Genomic DNA, 20,320 nt, shown 5'->3' on the forward strand with positions numbered 1-20,320 from the left:
CCGCTTTGCGGCCCTATCGCGATACAAGGCCGCTCCTACAGAGATTGCGCAAGCCTGGAGCAATTAGACAGCCGGCCTGGCGAAGGCTGAACTAGCGACCTATTGTGCCGTCTGAGAGCCGTGGCGAGTCTCATTGCTCGCTAGCCTGCCACTCTCCCTGTAAACTGCGTGGGTTTTTACTCCCACAATCCTTTCGGAGCCATACATGTCCCGCGTTACCCTGAGTCGCTATCTGATTGAGCAGACCCGCAGCAACAATACCCCTGCCGATCTGCGCTTCCTGATCGAAGTGGTGGCGCGTGCGTGCAAGGAAATCAGCCATCACGTGTCCAAAGGCGCCCTCGGCGGCGTGCTGGGCAGCATGGGCACTGAAAACGTGCAGGGCGAAGTCCAGAAGAAACTGGACGTGATTTCCAACGATATCCTGCTCGAAGCCAACGAGTGGGGCGGCCACCTGGCCGGCATGGCTTCCGAAGAAATGGACAACGCCTACCAGATCCCGGGCAAATACCCGAAAGGCGCGTACCTGCTGGTCTTCGACCCACTGGACGGTTCGTCGAACATCGACGTCAACGTCTCGGTCGGCACCATCTTCTCGGTACTGCGTTGCCCTAACCAGTACCTGAGCCAGAACGAAAGCCTCAACGAAGAAGCCTTCCTGCAACCAGGCACCGAGCAGGTCGCCGCCGGTTACGCCATCTACGGCCCGCAGACCATGCTGATCCTGACCCTGGGCAACGGCGTCAAGGGCTTCACCCTGGACCGTGAACTGGGCAGCTTCGTGCTGACCCACGAAAACATCCAGGTGCCGGCGACCACCGCCGAGTTCGCCATCAACATGTCCAACCAACGTCACTGGGAAGCCCCGGTACAACGCTACGTGGGCGAACTGCTGGCCGGCGAAACCGGCCCGTTGAAAAAGAACTACAACATGCGCTGGATCGCCTCGATGGTGGCCGACGTGCACCGCATCCTGACCCGTGGCGGCCTGTTCATGTACCCACGTGACGCCCGCGAGCCAAGCAAGCCGGGCAAGCTGCGCCTGATGTACGAAGCCAACCCGATGTCGTTCATCATCGAACAGGCAGGCGGCGCCTCTACCAACGGTTACGATCGCATCCTCGACATCAAGCCAGAAAGCCTGCACCAGCGCGTGTCGGTGATCCTTGGCTCGAAGGAAGAGGTAGAGCGCGTCACCGCCTACCACAAGGAGTAAGTCATGCTCGCACCTTGGCAGCCGTTGCTGGAATGGTGGTTCGGTTGGGGCACCAGTGCCCAGGCCGTGGCTGACGAGAAGAGCACGCTGTGGTTCGGCAAGCATCACGATGCCGATGCCCATGCGCTGTTTGGCGACCTGGTCGAGCACGCCCTGGCGGGCGGGCTCGAGGAATGGCAGCAAAGCCCGCAGGGCTGGCTGGGCCTGCTGATTCTGCTGGACCAGTTACCGCGCATGATCTACCGCGACACGCCGCGCGCCTTCGAGGGCGACCGGCGTGCCCAGGTGGTGGCCATGCAGGGCCTGCAGAAGGGCTGGGACTACCAGTTGCTGCCGATCCAGCGTGTGTTCGTGCTGTTGGTGCTGGAGCATGCCGAGGTGCTGGACTGGCAGAACCTGTGTGTCGAGCGTTATCAGTTGTTGCTGGACGAGCAGCCCGAAGCCAGCCGGCGGCTGTTCGAAGGCTTCCTGGACTATGCCGAGCAGCACCAGCGGGTGATTGCCCGGTTTGGGCGTTTCCCGCACCGCAACCTGGTGCTGGAGCGGCCGAGCACCAGCGAAGAAATGGACTTTTTGCTGGAGCCTGGGTCCAGATTCTGATGCCCAAGGGGCCTGCTGCGCAGGCCATCGCGACGCAAGGCCGCCCCTGAAAGGGGGCGGCCTTTTTATTGGCGGGTAGTTAATGCTTTGTGATTAATCGCACAGTAGTGGCCATCCGACCAATGGTGTAGGGGCAAAGTGGGTAGGGCAGGGAACCTGGGAGGGATTTTCCCGTCGAAGGTCACTGCAGGCCACTCGCCTGTTTCCCCTCTCCAGGAGTGTCCTTCATGTCGTTGCGTTCCCTCGCCCTGTTGTCGCTGTGCGTCGTCCTGACTGCGTGCAGCAAGATCAACCAGGAAAACTATTCCAAGATCAAGGCCGGTATGAACAAGGCCGAGGTCGAGCAGCTGCTCGGCACGCCGACTGAGTGTTCTGGCGCGCTGGGCATGAGCAGCTGCACCTGGGGGGACGAGAAGAGCTTCATCAGCGTGCAGTACGCGGCTGACAAGGTGTTGATGTATTCAGGGCAGGGCCTCAAATGAGGCGGCTGTACCTGCTGATGGGGGTATGCCTGGCGTTGCTGCTGGGCGGTTGTGCGGGCTCCGTGCACGACCCGCTGGCGCCGAAGACCGCTGGCAACGTCGACCTCAAGCGCTACCAGGGCAAATGGTTCGAGCTGGCGCGCCTGCCCATGCGCTACCAGACCGGCTGCGAGCAGTCCGAGGCGCACTACAACCTCAAGCCTGATGGCACCTATGGTGTGCTCAACCGTTGCCGCACCATGGGTGATGAGTGGCTGCGTGCCGAGGGGCACGCAAGCATCCAGGAGCCGGGGCACACCGACAAGCTGTGGGTAGAGTTCGATAACTGGTTCACCAAGCTGGTGCCTGGCGTGGCGCGGGGCGAATACTGGATCCTGTACGTGGACGATCGCTACCGCACGGCAGTGGTCGGCAGCCCGGACCGCAAGTACCTGTGGATATTGTCGCGTACGCCGACGCTGCCGGCCTGGGAGCGCGAGCACCTGCTGGCCAAGGCACGCCAGCAGGGGTATGACACCAGCCGGCTGATCTGGCGGGCTTCGGACCAACAGATCGTCAAGATGCACTGAGGTTGGCTGTGCTGGCCTCATCGCCGGCAAGCCAGCTCCCACAGGTACTGCGCAGTTTTCGATAACTGTGCTGGCCTTGTGGGAGTTGGCTTGCCGGCGATAGGGCCGGTGCAGGCAAGCAGTCAGCCCAAGAGCTGCCGCAGCACCCCGGCAAACGCCTGCGCGCTTTCCTCTTCCTGCGCATGCCGCCCCTGGCGCACCACCCATTGCCCATTCACCATCACATCCCGCACCTGGCGATCCCCGCCAGCAAACAGCCAGCGGTTGAGAATGGCATCGCCATCCGCCAGGGCGATGTAGGGGTCCTGTCCATCCAGTACCAGCCAGTCGGCGCGCTTGCCCACGGCCAGTTCCCCGACCGCTTGCCCCAGTGCCTGGGCACCGCCCGCCAGCGCGGCGTCGTACAGCGTGCGCCCGACCATCGGTTGATCGCCGCGGTACAAGCGGTTGCGTCGCTGGTCACGCAGCCGCTGGCCATATTCCAGCCAGCGCAGTTCTTCCACCACGCTTAGCGACACATGGCTGTCCGAGCCAATGCCCATGCGCCCACCCTGGGCAAGGAAGTCCACCGCCGGGAAAATCCCGTCGCCCAGGTTGGCCTCGGTGGTCAGGCACAACCCCGCCACCGCACCACTGCGGGCCATGGCGGTGACTTCATCCGGCTCGGCGTGGGTGGCATGCACCAGGCACCAGCGGCTATCCATATCCACATGCTCGTACAACCATTGCAGCGGGCGCAGGCCGCTCCAGGCCAGGCAGTCGTCCACCTCCTTCTGCTGCTCGGCGATATGGATATGCACCGGGCATTGCTTGTCGCTGGCCGCCAGCACTTCGGCGATCTGCCCCGGCGTCACTGCACGCAGCGAGTGGAAGCACAGGCCCAGTTGCTGCGCGGGTTGCGCGGCCAGCAGCGGGCCCAGTTGCGCCTGCAGTTGCAGGTACTGTTCAGTGGTGTTGATGAAGCGCCGCTGCCCGTCGTTCGGTGCCTGCCCGCCGAACCCGGCGTAGCTGTACAACACCGGCAACAAGGTCAGGCCAATGCCACTGTCGGCTGCGGCCGCGCTGATGCGGCGGGACAGCTCGGCTGGGTCGGCGTAGGCCTTGCCTGCCTGGTCGTGGTGCACGTAATGGAATTCGGCCACCGAGGTGTAGCCAGCCTTGAGCATTTCGATGTACAGCTGACGGGCGATGACCTGCAATTGGTCGGGGGTGATCTGCCCGACCAGGCGGTACATCAGGTCGCGCCAGGTCCAGAAGCTGTCGTTGGGGTTGCCGGCGACTTCCGCCAAGCCCGCCATCGCACGCTGGAAGGCATGCGAGTGCAAGTTGGGCATGCCGGGCAGCAACGGGCCGGCCAGGCGCTCGGCGCCTTCGGCCGAAGCGCCCGGCTCGATGCGGGTCACATGGCCATCGCTGGCGACCTCGATACGGACATGGCTGGCCCAGCCCGTAGGCAACAGAGCGCGTTCGGCGAAGTAGGCGGACATCGGTCAAATCCTGTTATTGTTAACTTGTATATACATATACAGGCGTTTGCCTGCCGGGTAAACTGCGGCAAGCTACCGCTCATTCCCTATGCACAAGGATCCAACGCCGTGCCGACACCTCCTGTCTCCGCGCTGGTTGCCCAGATGGGCGAGGGCCCGGCGCCGCTGTATGCCCGGGTCAAACAGATGATCATCCAGCAGATCGACAACGGCAGCTGGCCGCCGCATCACCGGGTCCCCTCGGAGAGTGAACTGGTCAACGAGCTAGGCTTCAGCCGCATGACCATCAACCGTGCCCTGCGCGAACTCACGGCCGACGGCCTGCTTGTGCGCATGCAAGGGGTCGGCACTTTCGTAGCCGAGCCCAAGGGCCGTTCGGCGTTGTTCGAAGTCAACAACATTGCCGATGAAATTGCCGCACGCGGCCATCAGCATAGCTGCCAGGTGATCACGCTCACCGAGGAAGCAGCCGGTTCCGAGCGGGCCCTGGCCCTGGACATGCGCGAAGGCCAGCGAGTGTTCCACTCGCTGATCGTGCATTTCGAGAACGGCGTGCCGGTGCAGATCGAGGACCGCTACGTCAACGCGGCGATCGCACCCGACTACCTCAAGCAGGACTTCACCCGGCAGACGCCTTACGCCTACCTGTCCCAGGTGGCGCCGCTGACCGAAGGTGAGCACGTGGTCGAAGCCATCCTGGCCGAGCCGGAAGAATGCCGCCTGCTGCAGATCGAGCGGGGCGAACCTTGCCTGCTGATCCGCCGTCGCACCTGGTCCGGCCGCCAGCCGGTAACCGCTGCGCGGCTGATCCACCCCGGTTCCCGTCATCGCCTGGAAGGACGTTTCAGCAAATGAGCCAGCTGCAGTTGTTGCGTGCGCAGGATTACCCGCGCATGCCGTGGAAGAACGGTGGCGGCTTCACCGAAGAGATCACCCGCGACAGCGGCGAGGGCCTGGACGGCTTTGGCTGGCGCCTGTCGATTGCCGATATCGAAGAGTCTGGCGGCTTTTCCACCTTCGCCGGCTACCAGCGGATCATCACCGTGCTGCAGGGCGACGGCATGCGCCTGTTGGTCGATGGCCAGCCCAGCCGGCCGTTGCTGCCGTTTGATGCCTTTGCCTTCGGCGGCGAGAGCCAGGTCAGCTGCAAGCTGCTGGGAGGGGCGATCCGCGATTTCAACCTGATCTATGCGCCGCAGCGTTATCGCGCACGGCTGCAGTGGCTGGATGGCACCAGCCGGTTGTACAGCTCGGCTTCGACGGTGTTGCTGTTTGCGGCCAGTAGCCAGGTCGAGGTGGGCATTGCCGGGCGCGAGGCGCAGCGGTTGGGGTTGCATGACTGCCTGCGGCTTGAGGGTAACGATGAGTTGCTGGGGTTGGACGTGCAGGGAAGGTGCTGCCTGATCGAACTCATTTCACGTTGAGATAGCCGGGGCTGCTGCGCAGCCCTTTCGCGACGCAAGGCCGCTCCTACAAAGACTGCGTTTGCCCAGGCTGGCGCGGTCACCTGTAGGAGCGGCCTTGCGTCGCGAAAGGGCCGCAAAGCGGCCCCAGCTTTTCCAGCCTGCTAGCGAATCAGTCCGAATATTTTGGTTGTCCATGCTTGTACATACAAGTAAAGGTGTGTTTGTATATTGACCACGACATACCCGCCCGCGGACGACCGCAGAGGACCTTTCCCGTGACCGACAACAACAAATACCGTGACGTTGAAATCCGTGCCCCACGTGGCAACAAGCTGACCGCCAAAAGCTGGCTGACCGAAGCGCCACTGCGCATGTTGATGAACAACCTCGACCCACAGGTTGCGGAAAACCCGAAAGAACTGGTGGTGTACGGCGGTATCGGCCGCGCCGCCCGCAACTGGGAATGCTACGACAAGATCGTCGAAACCCTGACCCGCCTGGAAGACGACGAAACCCTGCTGGTGCAGTCGGGCAAGCCGGTCGGCGTGTTCAAGACCCACAGCAACGCCCCGCGCGTGCTGATCGCCAACTCCAACCTGGTGCCACACTGGGCCAACTGGGAACACTTCAACGAACTGGACGCCAAAGGCCTGGCCATGTACGGCCAGATGACCGCCGGCAGCTGGATCTACATCGGCAGCCAGGGCATCGTCCAGGGCACTTATGAAACCTTCGTCGAAGCCGGTCGCCAGCACTACGGCGGCAGCCTGAAAGGCAAGTGGGTACTCACCGCAGGCCTCGGCGGCATGGGCGGCGCCCAGCCACTGGCTGCCACCCTGGCCGGCGCCTGCTCGCTGAACATCGAATGCCAGCAGAGCCGCATCGACTTCCGTCTGGAAACCCGCTACGTCGACGAGCAGGCCGCCGACCTCGACGACGCCCTGGTGCGCATCGCCAAGTACACCGCCGAAGGCAAGGCCATCTCCATCGCCCTGCACGGCAACGCTGCCGAAATCCTGCCAGAGCTGGTCAAGCGTGGCGTGCGCCCGGACATGGTCACCGACCAGACCAGCGCCCACGACCCGCTCAACGGCTACCTGCCTGCCGGCTGGACCTGGGAGCAGTACCGCGACCGCGCGCAGACCGAACCGGCTGCAGTGGTCAAGGCCGCCAAGCAGTCGATGGCCGTGCACGTGCAGGCCATGCTGGACTTCCAGAAGCAGGGCGTGCCGACCTTCGACTATGGCAACAACATCCGCCAGATGGCCAAGGAAGAGGGCGTGGCCAATGCCTTCGATTTCCCGGGCTTCGTCCCTGCCTATATCCGTCCGCTGTTCTGCCGCGGCGTTGGCCCGTTCCGCTGGGCGGCGCTGTCTGGCGAGGCTGAGGACATCTACAAGACCGACGCCAAGGTCAAGGAACTGATCCCCGACGACGCCCACCTGCACCGCTGGCTGGACATGGCCCGCGAGCGCATCAGCTTCCAGGGCCTGCCGGCGCGTATCTGCTGGGTTGGCCTGGGCCTGCGCGCCAAGCTGGGCCTGGCCTTCAACGAAATGGTCCGCAGCGGCGAGCTGTCGGCACCGGTCGTGATCGGCCGTGACCACCTGGACTCGGGTTCGGTCTCCAGCCCCAACCGCGAAACCGAAGCCATGCGTGATGGCTCGGACGCTGTTTCCGACTGGCCGCTGCTCAACGCCCTGCTGAACACCGCAGGCGGCGCCACCTGGGTGTCGCTGCACCACGGCGGTGGCGTGGGCATGGGCTTCTCGCAGCACTCGGGCATGGTCATCGTCTGCGACGGTACCGATGAAGCCGCCGAGCGCATCGCCCGTGTACTGACCAACGACCCAGGGACTGGCGTCATGCGCCACGCCGATGCCGGTTATGACATCGCCATCGACTGCGCCAAGGAGCAGGGCCTGGACCTGCCGATGATCACTGGCTGATCGCCACGCTTTGGATCGCACCCTGCAAGGGGTGATACTGAACAACAAGAAGGAGCGCGCAGGCACCCACGAACGGGCCTGCGGCTCCACGCGATTTGGAGTAGTAACGTGACCGAACTCACCCTCAAGCCCGGCACCCTGACCCTGGCCCAGCTGCGCGCGATCTACGCCGCCCCCGTGCGCCTGCAACTGGATGCCAGCGCCGCGCCGGCCATCGATGCCAGCGTCGCCTGTGTCGAGCAGATCATTGCCGAAGACCGCACCGCCTACGGCATCAACACCGGTTTCGGCCTGCTGGCCTCGACCCGCATCGCCAGCCACGACCTGGAAAACCTGCAGCGCTCGCTGGTGCTGTCCCACGCCGCCGGTATCGGCGCGCCGCTGGATGACGACCTGGTGCGGTTGATCATGGTGCTGAAAATCAACAGCCTCAGCCGCGGCTTCTCCGGCATTCGCCGCAAAGTCATCGACGCGCTGATCGCCCTGGTCAACGCCGAAGTCTACCCGCACATCCCGCTGAAAGGTTCGGTGGGTGCTTCCGGTGACCTGGCGCCACTGGCACACATGTCGCTGGTGCTGCTGGGCGAAGGCAAAGCCCGCTACAAGGGCCAGTGGCTGTCGGCCACCGAAGCCCTGGCGGTTGCCGGCCTCGAACCGCTGACCCTGGCTGCCAAAGAGGGCCTGGCCCTGCTCAACGGCACCCAGGCGTCCACCGCCTACGCCCTGCGTGGCCTGTTCTACGCCGAAGACTTGTACGCTGCGGCCATCGCCTGCGGCGGCCTGAGCGTCGAAGCCGTACTGGGCTCGCGTTCGCCGTTCGATGCGCGCATTCACGAAGCGCGTGGCCAGCGCGGCCAGATCGACACCGCCGCGTGCTTCCGCGACCTGCTGGGCGAAGCCAGCGAAGTGTCGCTGTCGCACAAGAACTGCGACAAGGTCCAGGACCCGTACTCGCTGCGCTGCCAGCCGCAGGTCATGGGCGCGTGCCTGACCCAGCTGCGCCAGGCTGCCGAGGTGCTGGGTATCGAAGCCAACGCCGTCTCCGACAACCCACTGGTGTTCGCTGCCGAGGGTGACGTGATTTCCGGTGGCAACTTCCACGCCGAACCGGTGGCCATGGCCGCCGACAACCTGGCCCTGGCCATCGCCGAAATCGGTTCGCTCAGCGAGCGCCGCATCTCGCTGATGATGGACAAGCACATGTCCCAGTTGCCGCCGTTCCTGGTGGAAAACGGTGGGGTCAACTCCGGCTTCATGATCGCCCAGGTCACCGCTGCCGCCCTGGCCAGCGAGAACAAGGCCCTGTCGCACCCACACAGCGTCGACAGCCTGCCGACCTCGGCCAACCAGGAAGACCACGTGTCGATGGCCCCGGCTGCCGGCAAGCGCCTGTGGGAAATGGCCGAAAACACCCGTGGCGTGCTGGCCATCGAATGGCTGGGCGCCTGCCAGGGCCTGGACCTGCGCAAAGGCCTGAAAACTTCCGCCAAGCTGGAGCAAGCGCGCCAGGCGCTGCGCAGCGAAGTGCCGCACTATGACCGTGACCGTTTCTTTGCGCCGGACATCGAAAAGGCTGTGGAACTGTTGGCCAAGGGTAGTTTGACCGGTCTGCTGCCGGCCGGTGTGCTGCCAAGCCTGTAATGCCCCCAGGGGCCGCTGTGCGGCCCATTCGCAGCACAAGGCTGCTCCTGCAAAAGCGACGCGCTCCCTTGTAGGAGCAGCCTTGTGCTGCGAAAGGGCTGCAAGCCAGCCCCCTGATCTCACGACCACAAAAACAATTTAAGGACGTGACATGCAACAAGCTCAAGGTCTCAAGCGCGGGCTAAGTGCCCGCCACATCCGTTTCATGGCCCTCGGTTCCGCCATCGGTACCGGGCTGTTCTACGGCTCCGCCTCGGCCATCCAGATGGCCGGCCCGGCCGTGCTGCTGGCCTACCTGATTGGCGGCGCCGCCGTGTTCATGGTCATGCGCGCCCTCGGCGAAATGGCCGTACACAACCCGGTGGCCGGCTCCTTCGGCCACTACGCCAGCACCTACCTCGGCCCCATGGCCGGTTTCATCCTCGGCTGGACCTACGCCTTCGAGATGGTCATCGTCGCCATCGCCGACGTGACTGCCTTCGGTATCTACATGGGCTTCTGGTTCCCGGAAGTGGCCCGCTGGATCTGGGTGCTGGGCATCGTCTTCATCATCGGCGGCCTCAACCTGTGCAACGTCAAGGTCTTTGGCGAGATGGAATTCTGGCTGTCGCTGCTCAAGGTCGGCGCCATCGTCGCAATGATCCTGGCCGGCCTTGGCATCATGGCTTTCGGCTTCAGCCAGGTGGGTACCGGGCATGCCGTAGGGCTGAGTAACCTGTTCGACCATGGTGGCTTCATGCCCAATGGCGTGGGCGGCCTGATCGCCTCCTTTGCCGTGGTGATGTTCGCCTTCGGCGGCATCGAGATCATTGGTGTCACCGCCGGTGAGGCCAAGGACCCGCAGCGGGTCATCCCCAAGGCAATCAATGCCGTGCCGCTGCGCATCCTGCTGTTCTATGTGCTTACCCTGTTCGTGCTGATGTGCCTGTACCCGTGGCCGCAGATCGGCAGCGAAGGCAGCCCGTTCGTGCAGATCTTCAGCAACCTGGGGATTGGCTCTGCCGCCGCAGTGCTGAACGTGGTGGTGATTTCTGCCGCGATCTCTGCCATCAACAGTGACATCTTTGGTGCTGGCCGCATGATGTATGGCCTGGCCCAGCAAGGCCATGCGCCACGCAGTTTCGGCAAGCTGTCGAAACACGGTGTGCCATGGATGACCGTGGTGGTGATGGGCGCCGCGCTGCTGATCGGCGTGCTGCTCAACTACCTGATCCCGGAGAACGTATTCCTGCTGATCGCTTCGATCGCCACCTTCGCCACCGTGTGGGTGTGGCTGATGATCCTGCTCACCCAGGTGGCCATGCGCCGCAGCATGAGCCGTGAAGAGGTGGCCCAGCTCAAGTTCCCGGTACCGTTCTGGCCATACGGCCCGGCCATGGCCATTGCGTTCATGGTGTTCATCTTTGGCGTGCTCGGCTACTTCCCGGATACCCAGGCGGCATTGGTCGTCGGCGTGGTCTGGGTGGTGTTCCTGGTGGCGTCCTACCTGCTGTGGTGCAAGCCGCGCGCAGGGCAGGGCCAGCCAGTAGCAGAGCCTGTCGAGCTGCACCGCTAGCAAAGGAGATTGTGCATGAGAACCCTCTGGCAGCATTGCCATGTGGCCACCATGGCCGAGGGCCGTTACTCGGCCATCGAAGACGCGGCCATCGTCACCCGCGCCGGCCTGATCGAATGGATCGGCCCACGGGCCGAGCTGGCGCCGGTCGACGCTGACCGTACGGTGGACCTGGGCGGCGCCTGGGTCACCCCGGGGCTGATCGATTGCCACACCCACGCGGTGTTCGGTGGCAACCGCAGCGGCGAGTTCGAGCAGCGCCTGCAAGGCGTCAGCTATGCCGAAATCGCCGCCCAGGGCGGCGGTATCGCCAGTACCGTGCGGGCCACCCGCGCGGCCAGCGAGGACGAACTGTTCGCCAGTGCCCGCCAGCGGGTACAGGCGCTGATGCGCGATGGCGTAACCACCCTCGAGATCAAGTCCGGCTACGGCCTGGACCTGGCCAACGAGCGCAAGATGCTGCGCGTGGCCCGGCGCCTGGCCGACGAGCTGCCGCTGGCGGTGCGCGCCACCTGCCTGGCCGCCCACGCCTTGCCGCCGGAGTACGCCGGCCGGGCCGACGACTACATCGCGCACATCTGTGACGAGATGCTGCCGGCCCTGGCCGCCGAAGGCCTGGTGGATGCGGTCGATGCGTTCTGTGAACACCTGGCGTTCTCCCCGGCCCAGGTCGAGCGGCTGTTCATCAAGGCCCGCGAGCTGGGCCTGCCGGTCAAGCTGCACGCCGAACAGCTGTCGTCGCTGCATGGCTCGAGCCTGGCGGCCCGCTACCAGGCGCTGTCGGCCGACCACCTGGAGTTCATGACCGAGGAAGACGCCATCGCCATGGCCGCAGCCGGCACGGTCGCCGTGCTGCTGCCGGGCGCCTTCTACTTCCTGCGCGAAACCCAGTTGCCGCCCATGGACGCATTGCGCCGCCACGGGGTGAAGATTGCCCTGGCCAGCGACCTCAACCCCGGCACTTCGCCCGGGCTGTCGCTGCGGCTGATGCTGAACATGGGCTGCACGTGTTTCCGCATGACCCCGGAAGAAGCCTTGGCCGGCGTCACCGTACATGCCGCCACGGCGTTGGGCCTGGGCGACAGCCACGGCTCGCTGGAAGTGGGCAAGGTAGCCGACTTCGTCGCCTGGCAAATCGAACGCCCCGCCGACCTGGCTTACTGGCTGGGTGGCGACCTGCCCAAGCGCGTGGTGCGCAAGGGCTACGAAATCTCCAAATGAGCGAGGCACGATGGACAAGGTTCTGAGTTTTCACCAAGGCCGCCTGCCGCTGCTGATCAGCATGCCGCACGCCGGCCTGCGCCTGAGCGATGCGGTGCGCGACGGCCTGGTCGATGAAGCGCGCAGCTTGCCGGACACCGACTGGCACATCCCGCAGTTGTACGACTTCGCCCGCGACCTGGGCGCCAGCGTGGTGGCGGCGGAGTACTCGCGCTTCGTCATCGACCTGAACCGCCCGGATGACGACAAGCCGCTGTACGCGGGCGCCACCACGGGCTTGTACCCGGCCACGCTGTTCGAAGGCGAACCCCTGTTCAAGGAGGGGTTGGCGCCGTCTGGCGAAGAACGCAGACGCTACCTGGAGCAGATCTGGCGCCCGTATCACGGCACCCTTCGCCGCGAGCTGGACCGGTTGCGCGAGCAGTTTGGCTATGCACTGCTGTGGGATGCCCACTCGATCCGTTCGCACATTCCGCACCTGTTCGATGGCAAGTTGCCGGACTTCAACCTGGGCACATTCAATGGCGCCAGCTGCGATCCAGTGCTGGCCGAGCGTTTGCAGGGCGTGTGTGCCGAAGCCCGGGACTACAGCCATGTGCTAAATGGCCGCTTCAAAGGCGGGCACATTACCCGGCATTACGGCGACCCGGCCAACCACATCCATGCCGTGCAACTGGAGCTGGCGCAGTGCACCTACATGAATGAAACCGAGCCATTTGCCTACCGCGAAGACCTGGCGCAACCAACGCAGCAGGTATTGACGCAGCTTTTGCAGGCGCTGCTGCATTGGGGCAAGGAGCGCTACGGACGTTGACGTTCACCCGTGAAGAGGGCGACGCGCTGCGGGCAGTGCGCGTCGTCAGTTGCAGCCAGCAATCAGCTGTTGATCTGCGCTATCGTGAGTTCACGCAACAGCTCCTGCTCCTCCAGGTCCTTATCGTTGTGTAATTGTTGTTGCAGGTTCAGTTCCTCCTGAAGCGAGTAATCCTTGTTGGCCAGTTCAAGCACCAGCAGGCGGAAGCGGGCCTCTATTTCGGCAAAGCGCTCGGCATGTTCGGCTCGCAGGCGTGCAACCCAGTCGGTATTGGCCAGCATGTAGTCGACCAGGGCATCGCCCAGTTCGCTTTTGCGGACCTTTTCCAGCACCAGCGACAATTCATCAGGCGCCAGATTTGCTGCGCTTCGAAAACGCATGCTGTCGGCAAGCGGAAGGTCGAGCTCTCTGGCCAGCTCCCGGCGGTAGGCCAGCCGCACCGAAACCCTGTCGCCCGAGCCGGTTCGCTGGTTGGCCAGTTTCTCCAGTTGTTCGATCCTGAACAGTTGCAACAGGCGTCGTCGCAATGTTTGCAAGGTATCACCCGCTTCGATCAACAGGCGCTGCCCCATCAGGTACAACTCGATATTGTTGAACTCCTGCAGCGCACCATCGTGGCATGTCTGCGAGCCGGTTTCAGGGTGAGGCAGTGCGGCCGCAGCGATACTCTCCATCAGCGGGCGCTCTGCATCGTTGCTTGCGGCCACAACCAGCATCAGGCGTACACGCTCGCAGAAGCTGGCTTGCGAGGTCGGGTCGATGTATGGCGCAGCATTGCGCAGGCGGCCCGCCAACCGCAGCAGATCGCTGCCTTCGAGCATTTCCCAGCAATCGCGCAATGCCTCGTTCTGCGCCTCGTTGCCAAGCATCCAGTCTTCGAGCCTGGGCGTATCGTCGCCCAGCAGAGGAAAGTGAGGGTGATCCAGTGAGCCTTCGCTCGAAGAATTGACGAGCATCAGGTTGCCCGGGATATCCAGGGCGAAGGAATAGCTGTGCTGGCTGTCCGAGAACGCACGCACACGCAGAATGGTTTCAAGCGGCAAAGGGTTGTCGAACAACGCGATCGACGAGATCGGCATGGGATTGTCCAGGTTCGAGAGTATGTGCTCGGGCAACTGGGTGATGTTGTTGGAACTCAAGTCCAGCAGCTCTAGCGGCAGCAGGCTGTCGCACCAGCTTGGCCACGCTTGCAGGTTCATGTCGGTCAGCGCGATTGATTGCAGGTTGCTGGACAGCCGTGCAGGTACCTGGCTGATGGTGCCCATACGGTTGCCTGACAGGTCCAGTGACGTCAGGTGCTCGAACCCCGCCAAAGTCTCCAGCATGCGCTGATCGACTTCCAGGCCCATGTTGCGAAACTCCAGGTAGTTGAGCCGGGGAAGTCGTGCCAGGGCAGATGCCAGTGAGGAAGTGGCGGCCTGGTGCGCATCGATGGTCAACCGGGTGACATTGGGGAAGCGGCTGAGCAATTCGTCGAGTTGCGACGCAGTGCCGCTTGTGCGGGTCAGCGTGAGTGCTTGAACCCGCTGTCCAAAGAATGCTGGAAGCCGCCTGGGGAACTGTTCGACCGCCACATCCTCAAGCTGCAGACGAAGGTATCGCTGACCCTGCTCCTGTTGCTCCCAGAACTGGCTGATCGCTGCCTGGATGCGCTGCCTGTCCGCGAGCACTGCCTGGGTTAACGGGTTGCTTGAACTGGACGCCTGGGCCCAGCCGTCGATTGCATCGCGCATTTGCTGGCGCTCATCGCGTATGCGTGCAAGCCGGCCGCTGAGTTCTGCAGGTACATCCACGGTAACGCCGGCCGTCTCGGCTCGCTCGTTCAGCAACAAGCGCTGTAAATGGGTTTCATTGATAGCGTTGCCTTCGAGTGAGATGACCGTCGGGTTGGGCAGTGCGTCTGCTTCATTGAGCAGGAACGATGGTAATGACCTGAGGGTGTTGTTGCGCATGGACAGGTGGGCGATACGCCTCAAGGCGTCACTGCCAATTCCGATGGGCCACTGTGCAAGTTGCATGTTATCCAGGCCCAGGAAATCCAGGGTCAGTTCATGGAAGCTTGGGCTGTTGTTCTGGGCCAGGCGGTTGCCACTGAGGTCCAGGTACCTCAACTGGCGAAGTTCTGCCAACAGATTGAGGTCGTTTTCGGAGAACGCGATGTTCTGGTTGGTTAGCACCAGCCTTTTCAGTGCGGGCAAGAGTTGTGTGATGGAGGGGACGCTGAGCATGAAGAAAGAAGGTGTTGGCCTGGCGTTGTAAGGCCGGCTGATTTCCAAGGATTCGATCTGCGGCATCTGCCTGAGTAAGCGTTGCAACAAGCGTTCGTGCTGTGCCCAGCCGGCGAGGTTGCCTGACGGGAGATCGAGCAGGCTCAGGGCACGCACACGGTTGTTGAAGAAATCGGGCAAGGTCAGGGGTACATCGGCCAAGGGCACCTGAGTTATGCGTAGCTCGGCCGTGTGCTGTGCCCCTTCAGCCAGCGCGGTGTCATACCAGTGCTGCATGATCGAGCCACGCAGGCTGTTGTAGTCACGTGCCGCCTGCTCTGTTACTGGTGTAATGGCTTCACTCCAGTCAGCCAGCCTGCTCTGCAGTTCATTGCGCTGCTCCAGCAGCGCCTGTAGATGTTCGAGTATTTGCGACGGCGCCAGGCCGCGACTGGTCAGCGACAGCAGGACCTGATCCGCCGTAACGCCGGTGTGCGCGACGAGCCCTGTTGCTTCGACCGCCTCGATCAGGCGCTGGCGGGTAGCGCCTTGAGCTGCCGGGCCGCTCCCGCTCAACGGGTAGCCCAGGCGCCCATCGGCCAAGCGCATGGGCGAACGGTAGCCGGGGCGCACAGGTTGCATGCCCAGTAACGTCCTCAAGGTCGAGCGGGCCGGCAGGGGGCTTTCCTGTACCAGGCGCTGCAACGCTTGCTGGTCTGCGACGCCAAGCTGGGCCATGGCCTCGGGTAGCGCTTCGTACAGCGCGGCATAAAGGTCTGGATAAGTCGTGACCGCTGTGCTCGGACGGCTTTCATCGTGCACGATGTATCCGGCATCAGCATGGGTGATGGTGTGGTAGGGGCGAGGGTCCTGCGGGCCGATGCCATGCGCCTGGGTAGGCCAGGACATGCGCTGGAGCAGCTGCAGTTTCGTCTCGACGGGCCAGCCTGGCAGGTGTTCAAGCGTATGCATGATCAGCCTGTCGCTGTCCCAGTTTGGCACACCGGACAGGTACAACCCTTCGCAGGCGCGGGCCAGGCGGATGTTTTGCTGGTAGACGCGGATCTCCTCGCCAAGGCGCATGGGGATTTTGTCGCTGCCGAGCATTTGCAGTTCGCTGGCGCTGGCGCCGCGCACCAGCTCGTCGCTGACGACGGCCGGCAGGTTCGGATACACCCGCCGTATGGCTTCGGCTCCCGGCGTCAGGTCGCTCGGAAGGCGAGCGTAAGCCCTGGTAAATGCTGCTGGCCGGGTGCTTGCGTCCGGCAGTTGGCGGACTGTTTCGTCCAGTTTGAAGCGTTGCAGGGTGTCTTCGAGCAAGGCCGGCAGCCGCTGGTTTTCGGCCAAGGCGCGGCGCAGTACGTCTTCGTGGGTGTCGCTGACGGCCAGTATCCGTTGGAGCGTCGGCTCGTCGAAGTGGGCATTCAAGTGACCGATACGGCGCAGCAGTGCCATGCCCGACCAGCTCAGCGGCTTGTCCGTGACCTGCAACCAGGCCCCGGCCCCATTGTGCCGCAACGGCGGCTCATAACCGCCTGCCTTGCTGGGGTGCTCGACGCTGTAGGTGCCGGTGTCGGCATTCCATTTCAGTGAAAATGCCTTGCCTTCAAGGCGGAGCCAGGTCTTGCCATCCTGGCGGTACAGCCCAAGCCCGTCCGGGCTGGCCTGCGTTGGCAGCGTGACGTCTTGTTCGAAGGGGGTCAGGTCCTGGTTCCACAGGCGTGTGCTGCCATCTGGTAGTTCAACCTCCACCAGTTCCTCGATGAAGGAGGGGGTCGGCACATCAATGCGTTCTATTTCCGGCTCTTCCAGCGCACTGCCTGCTTCGCTGCCTGCGGTGTTTATCGCCGCTTTGGCTGCCGCGCTCAGTGCGGCCATGACCGCCACGTTTTCAATCACATCGACCATGTAGGTGAATGCCTTGTCGCGCTCGTCGTTTTTCCAGGCCTCGATGCCTTCGTATACCTCGTGGGCCAATTGGGCCACGCAGACGGCGAGCATCACCTCGCCCAGCCCGGGCACGAAGAAACCGGCGATGTTAAGGGCCGTCAGCACGCGTCCTGCAATCAATTCCCGGTGAGCCTGGGCCGTGCGCCGGTCGACGATTTCGGTGGGGGTTGCGTGGAACAGCACATCTTTTTCATGCCGCTGGGCTTTCTGGAAGGCCATGACGCTCTGGAAGGTGTGGCCGAATGGCCTTGTAACAGGATGCAGGGTGGCATGTGGGTCAGGGACACGCTCAAGTACCCCGCGGACACTCCATGCGATGGGCGTGAGCCGATCCTTCAGGCGGGTGATCGTTGCCGCCTTGTCACGGTCGGCAATGTGGTTGTCCAGGTAACTGATGTTGGCGTGGAGCCTGTCGCGCAAATCGGCCTGCAAGGCCTCCAGGGTTGTGAATTCCTTGAGCGGCTGTGCGCTGTCCTCAGGGATATACAGGGCCACGGCCTGACGCCCTTCGGCTTGCACGGTAATCAGCACCACCCCGGTCAGCTCTGCTTCCCACAAATCGAGATAGCTGAATGTCACGGGCGAGGTTGCCGATAGCGGCTGGTCAACCGGGACGGCAAGCGCTGCGGTGTACAGCGTCTCACTTATATCGCCTTTGAGGCGGGCGTAATGCACGGATTGCCGGAAGGCCGAGACTTCCGCTCGCCCCAGGGTCTGGTAAACGGCCAGCCTGGCTTCATCGGTGCCTGACTGCGTGGTGGCCTCAGGGTAATAAATTGCATGCACCAGGCCATGGTACTTGCCACCGATGTCCAGCGTGCGGCACAGGTCGGCGAAGTCTTCGGCGGCGATATCCACTGCGTTGGTGATCGGGACGGTACCCATGAAGCGCCGATGATCAAGGATGACGGACTTTTTCAGCGCCGCGCCGGGCGCGTCCATGCCGTGTTCGGCAGCGGCGTCCTGGTCAAAGTTGTGCAGGGCGCTATGCAGCAGCGAGCGGGTAGCCTGGTTCACGGCCACGCGCGCGTCACCTGCACGGGTCGTGTCGATCAGGCGGGCGTCGACCAGGTATGTGTTGTGCACATCCAGGTCGAGCCCGAAGCGTTGCTTGATGGCGTCGGTCAGTGCCTGGGCGGCGTAGGTTTGCAGGTCGGGTAGCTGTTCGAACAGCTTGTGCACCTGTGCATGGTGTTCGCGGTGACGGGCATGTTCCGCCTGCCATGCTTTGGCGATTTCCGGTAGCTGCTGAACCGCAGTGGCCAGCCAGGCAGGGATCGGCAGCGCGTTGCGCATTGCGCGGTGGGTGTCTGGCGTGGCTTGCTTGAGCCAGGCGGGGATCTTGCGCTCGATGGTGGCGTAATGAGCGCCAGGTAAGGTGTTGGCTGGGGTTGGCATGGCGGGCCCTTGCTAGGTATGGGGCAAGGGACTATCGGAGCTTTGGCTGGCGCGCTGGGGGTAAATATGTGTGCCCGGCTTGCGGCGGTGCCCTAGAGGACGGTGCTCAAAGCGCAATTCAGGTTTATGATGCCCAACGGCAGTCAATATCCTCACACGGAGTGCGCAATGCAGACCCTCTACCCGCAGATCAAACCCTACGCCCGGCACGATCTGGCCGTGGAAGCGCCGCACGTGCTGTATGTCGACGAAAGCGGCTCGCCAGAGGGTCTGCCCGTGGTGTTCATCCACGGAGGCCCGGGCGCAGGCTGCGACGCCCAGAGCCGCTGCTACTTTGACCCCAACCTGTACCGCATCATCACCTTCGACCAGCGCGGCTGTGGCCGCTCCACGCCCCATGCGACCCTGGAGAACAACACCACGTGGCACCTGGTCGAGGACCTGGAGCGCATCCGCGAGCACCTTGGCATCGACAAATGGGTGCTGTTCGGCGGCTCGTGGGGCTCGACCCTGGCCCTGGCCTACGCCCAGACCCACCCCGAGCGTGTGCATGGGCTGATCCTGCGCGGCATCTTCCTGTGCCGCCCGCAGGAGATCGAGTGGTTCTATCAGGAGGGCGCGAGCCGCCTGTTCCCCGACTACTGGCAGGACTACATCGCGCCGATTCCGCCGGAAGAGCGCGGCGACCTGGTCAAGGCTTTCCACAAGCGCCTGACCGGTAATGATCAGATTGCCCAGATGCACGCCGCCAAGGCCTGGTCTACCTGGGAGGGCCGTACCGCCACCCTGCGCCCGAACCCGCTGGTGGTCGATCGCTTCTCCGAGCCACAGCGGGCGCTGTCGATTGCCCGCATCGAATGCCACTACTTCATGAACAATGCCTTCCTCGAGCCGGACCAGCTGATCCGCGACCTGCCGAAGATCGCCCACCTGCCCGCGGTGATCGTGCACGGTCGCTATGACGTGATCTGCCCGTTGGACAACGCCTGGGCCCTGCATCAGGCCTGGCCGAACAGCGAATTGAAGGTGATCCGTGACGCGGGCCACGCCGCGTCCGAGCCTGGCATCACCGATGCCCTGGTGCGTGCCGCCGACCAGATGGCCCGGCGCCTGCTCGACTTGCCCCTGGAAGAAGCATGAGGGGCTTGCTGCAGCGCGTGCGCGGTGCGCGGGTTGAAGTGGCAGGGCAGGTGGTGGGCGCCATCGACCAGGGTTTGCTGGTGCTGGTGGCAGTCGAGCCTGAAGATTCCCGCGAGCAGGCCGATAAACTGTTGCACAAGCTGTTGAACTACCGTGTGTTCAGCGATGAGCAGGGCAAGATGAACCTGTCGCTCAAGGATGTCGGGGGTGGTTTGTTGCTGGTGTCGCAGTTCACCTTGGCGGCGGACACCCGCAACGGCATGCGCCCGAGCTTCTCGACGGCAGCGCCGCCGGCCCTCGGAGCGGAATTGTTCGACTATCTTTTGCAGCAAGCGAAGCGCCAGCATGCCAACGTGGCGAGCGGGCAGTTCGGAGCGGACATGCAGGTGCATCTGGTCAATGATGGCCCCGTAACATTTATGTTACAAATATGAGGTCAAAAAACCCTTTGTTTACAGGAAAACAAGGGGTTTTGTACGATAAATAGTTGGTCCAGCCTGATGCGTTGTCACGCGACCTGCTGGATAATCGCGCGCTGCATGGACCTGCGTTCGCAGGTTCGTTTCACTCTGACTCGAGCATTGTCTGGATCCGTTTGGGGAATCATTACGCCCTCACGGGGTCCGAACAGTGCTCGCCAACCCGGCATTAGTCGCTGGCCGTTGGTTTCATGATCTGTTTTCGG

The 20,320-nt window shown here is 63.4% G+C and carries 15 protein-coding genes; 13 read left to right on the forward strand and 2 right to left on the reverse strand.

Features of this window, described 5'->3' with window-relative positions; translation table 11 throughout:
* Positions 1-205 precede the first annotated feature (205 nt).
* The 4 genes from JOY50_RS09485 (at position 206) to JOY50_RS09500 (ending at position 2,867) form a co-directional block, all read left to right on the forward strand.
* On the forward strand, positions 206-1,216 hold the full coding sequence (locus JOY50_RS09485) for a class 1 fructose-bisphosphatase (RefSeq protein ID WP_012274595.1): 1,011 nt from the start codon (positions 206-208) through the stop codon (positions 1,214-1,216).
* 3 nt (positions 1,217-1,219) lie between these two features.
* A complete protein-coding gene (locus tag JOY50_RS09490) occupies positions 1,220-1,816 on the forward strand; it encodes a DUF924 family protein (protein WP_019472569.1) in 597 nt (198 codons plus the stop codon).
* A 227-nt stretch (positions 1,817-2,043) separates the two neighbouring features.
* Positions 2,044-2,298 carry an outer membrane protein assembly factor BamE gene (bamE, locus tag JOY50_RS09495; RefSeq protein WP_003249234.1) on the forward strand — a complete coding sequence of 85 codons (255 nt, stop codon included), beginning with the start codon at positions 2,044-2,046 and terminating at the stop codon, positions 2,296-2,298.
* Positions 2,295-2,867: a lipocalin family protein gene (locus JOY50_RS09500; RefSeq protein ID WP_019472570.1), complete on the forward strand. Its 573-nt coding sequence runs from the start codon at positions 2,295-2,297 to the stop codon at positions 2,865-2,867. Before bamE ends, JOY50_RS09500 begins: the two co-directional genes overlap by 4 nt.
* 122 nt (positions 2,868-2,989) lie before the next feature.
* Here the strand turns inward: JOY50_RS09500 and JOY50_RS09505 are convergent, their stop codons facing one another.
* Positions 2,990-4,354 (reverse strand): formimidoylglutamate deiminase, encoded by a 1,365-nt coding sequence (locus tag JOY50_RS09505; RefSeq protein WP_132845219.1) that lies wholly within the window; start codon positions 4,352-4,354, stop codon positions 2,990-2,992.
* A 144-nt stretch (positions 4,355-4,498) separates the two neighbouring features.
* Between JOY50_RS09505 and hutC the strand changes: the two genes are divergently transcribed.
* The 7 genes from hutC to hutG all read left to right on the forward strand — a co-directional run bounded on the left by hutC (position 4,499) and on the right by hutG (position 12,940).
* Positions 4,499-5,209, forward strand: a complete 711-nt coding sequence (gene hutC / locus JOY50_RS09510; RefSeq protein ID WP_169725194.1) for a histidine utilization repressor — start codon at positions 4,499-4,501, stop codon at positions 5,207-5,209.
* Positions 5,206-5,778 (forward strand): HutD family protein, encoded by a 573-nt coding sequence (locus JOY50_RS09515; RefSeq protein WP_132845214.1) that lies wholly within the window; start codon positions 5,206-5,208, stop codon positions 5,776-5,778. The genes hutC and JOY50_RS09515 overlap by 4 nt, the downstream gene beginning before the upstream one ends.
* A gap of 257 nt (positions 5,779-6,035) precedes the next feature.
* Complete coding sequence (gene hutU, locus JOY50_RS09520; protein ID WP_132845211.1) at positions 6,036-7,709, forward strand: urocanate hydratase; 1,674 nt, start codon at positions 6,036-6,038, stop codon at positions 7,707-7,709.
* Positions 7,710-7,817: 108 nt separating this feature from the next.
* Positions 7,818-9,350 (forward strand): histidine ammonia-lyase, encoded by a 1,533-nt coding sequence (gene hutH, locus JOY50_RS09525; protein ID WP_132845208.1) that lies wholly within the window; start codon positions 7,818-7,820, stop codon positions 9,348-9,350.
* Positions 9,351-9,501: 151 nt separating this feature from the next.
* A complete protein-coding gene (locus JOY50_RS09530) occupies positions 9,502-10,905 on the forward strand; it encodes an amino acid permease (RefSeq protein ID WP_132845204.1) in 1,404 nt (467 codons plus the stop codon).
* Between the two features lie 15 nt (positions 10,906-10,920).
* Positions 10,921-12,126, forward strand: coding sequence for an imidazolonepropionase (gene hutI, locus JOY50_RS09535; RefSeq protein ID WP_132845201.1), 1,206 nt, complete (start codon positions 10,921-10,923; stop codon positions 12,124-12,126).
* Between the two features lie 10 nt (positions 12,127-12,136).
* The gene (gene hutG, locus JOY50_RS09540; protein ID WP_132845198.1) at positions 12,137-12,940 is read left to right on the forward strand and encodes an N-formylglutamate deformylase; all 804 of its coding nucleotides are present in this window, start codon (positions 12,137-12,139) and stop codon (positions 12,938-12,940) included.
* Between the two features lie 62 nt (positions 12,941-13,002).
* Here the strand turns inward: hutG and JOY50_RS09545 are convergent, their stop codons facing one another.
* Positions 13,003-18,495: a dermonecrotic toxin domain-containing protein gene (locus JOY50_RS09545; protein WP_243055133.1), complete on the reverse strand. Its 5,493-nt coding sequence runs from the start codon at positions 18,493-18,495 to the stop codon at positions 13,003-13,005.
* A gap of 168 nt (positions 18,496-18,663) precedes the next feature.
* Between JOY50_RS09545 and pip the strand changes: the two genes are divergently transcribed.
* Together pip and dtd are read left to right on the forward strand one after the other, a co-directional pair.
* The gene (pip, locus tag JOY50_RS09550) at positions 18,664-19,635 is read left to right on the forward strand and encodes a prolyl aminopeptidase (protein ID WP_019472579.1); all 972 of its coding nucleotides are present in this window, start codon (positions 18,664-18,666) and stop codon (positions 19,633-19,635) included.
* Entirely contained in the window at positions 19,632-20,069 is a 438-nt protein-coding gene (gene dtd, locus JOY50_RS09555) for a D-aminoacyl-tRNA deacylase (RefSeq protein WP_019472580.1), read from the forward strand. The genes pip and dtd overlap by 4 nt, the downstream gene beginning before the upstream one ends.
* The last annotated feature ends 251 nt before the right edge of the window (positions 20,070-20,320 follow it).

Source organism: Pseudomonas sp. BP01, from assembly GCF_022760795.1.
GTDB classification, from domain to species: Bacteria; Pseudomonadota; Gammaproteobacteria; order Pseudomonadales; family Pseudomonadaceae; genus Aquipseudomonas; species Aquipseudomonas putida_Q.

Excerpts from the sequence above, each read along its gene's own strand:
- JOY50_RS09485 (WP_012274595.1), top strand. The coding sequence starts at position 206 with ATGTCCCGCGTTACCCTGAGTCGCTATCTGATTGAGCAGACCCGCAGC.
- JOY50_RS09490 (WP_019472569.1), top strand. The coding sequence starts at position 1,220 with ATGCTCGCACCTTGGCAGCCGTTGCTGGAATGGTGGTTCGGTTGGGGC.
- bamE (WP_003249234.1), top strand. The coding sequence starts at position 2,044 with ATGTCGTTGCGTTCCCTCGCCCTGTTGTCGCTGTGCGTCGTCCTGACT.
- JOY50_RS09500 (WP_019472570.1), top strand. The coding sequence starts at position 2,295 with ATGAGGCGGCTGTACCTGCTGATGGGGGTATGCCTGGCGTTGCTGCTG.
- JOY50_RS09505 (WP_132845219.1), bottom strand. The coding sequence starts at position 4,354 with ATGTCCGCCTACTTCGCCGAACGCGCTCTGTTGCCTACGGGCTGGGCC.
- hutC (WP_169725194.1), top strand. The coding sequence starts at position 4,499 with ATGGGCGAGGGCCCGGCGCCGCTGTATGCCCGGGTCAAACAGATGATC.
- JOY50_RS09515 (WP_132845214.1), top strand. The coding sequence starts at position 5,206 with ATGAGCCAGCTGCAGTTGTTGCGTGCGCAGGATTACCCGCGCATGCCG.
- JOY50_RS09530 (WP_132845204.1), top strand. The coding sequence starts at position 9,502 with ATGCAACAAGCTCAAGGTCTCAAGCGCGGGCTAAGTGCCCGCCACATC.
- hutI (WP_132845201.1), top strand. The coding sequence starts at position 10,921 with ATGAGAACCCTCTGGCAGCATTGCCATGTGGCCACCATGGCCGAGGGC.
- hutG (WP_132845198.1), top strand. The coding sequence starts at position 12,137 with ATGGACAAGGTTCTGAGTTTTCACCAAGGCCGCCTGCCGCTGCTGATC.
- JOY50_RS09545 (WP_243055133.1), bottom strand. The coding sequence starts at position 18,495 with ATGCCAACCCCAGCCAACACCTTACCTGGCGCTCATTACGCCACCATC.
- pip (WP_019472579.1), top strand. The coding sequence starts at position 18,664 with ATGCAGACCCTCTACCCGCAGATCAAACCCTACGCCCGGCACGATCTG.
- dtd (WP_019472580.1), top strand. The coding sequence starts at position 19,632 with ATGAGGGGCTTGCTGCAGCGCGTGCGCGGTGCGCGGGTTGAAGTGGCA.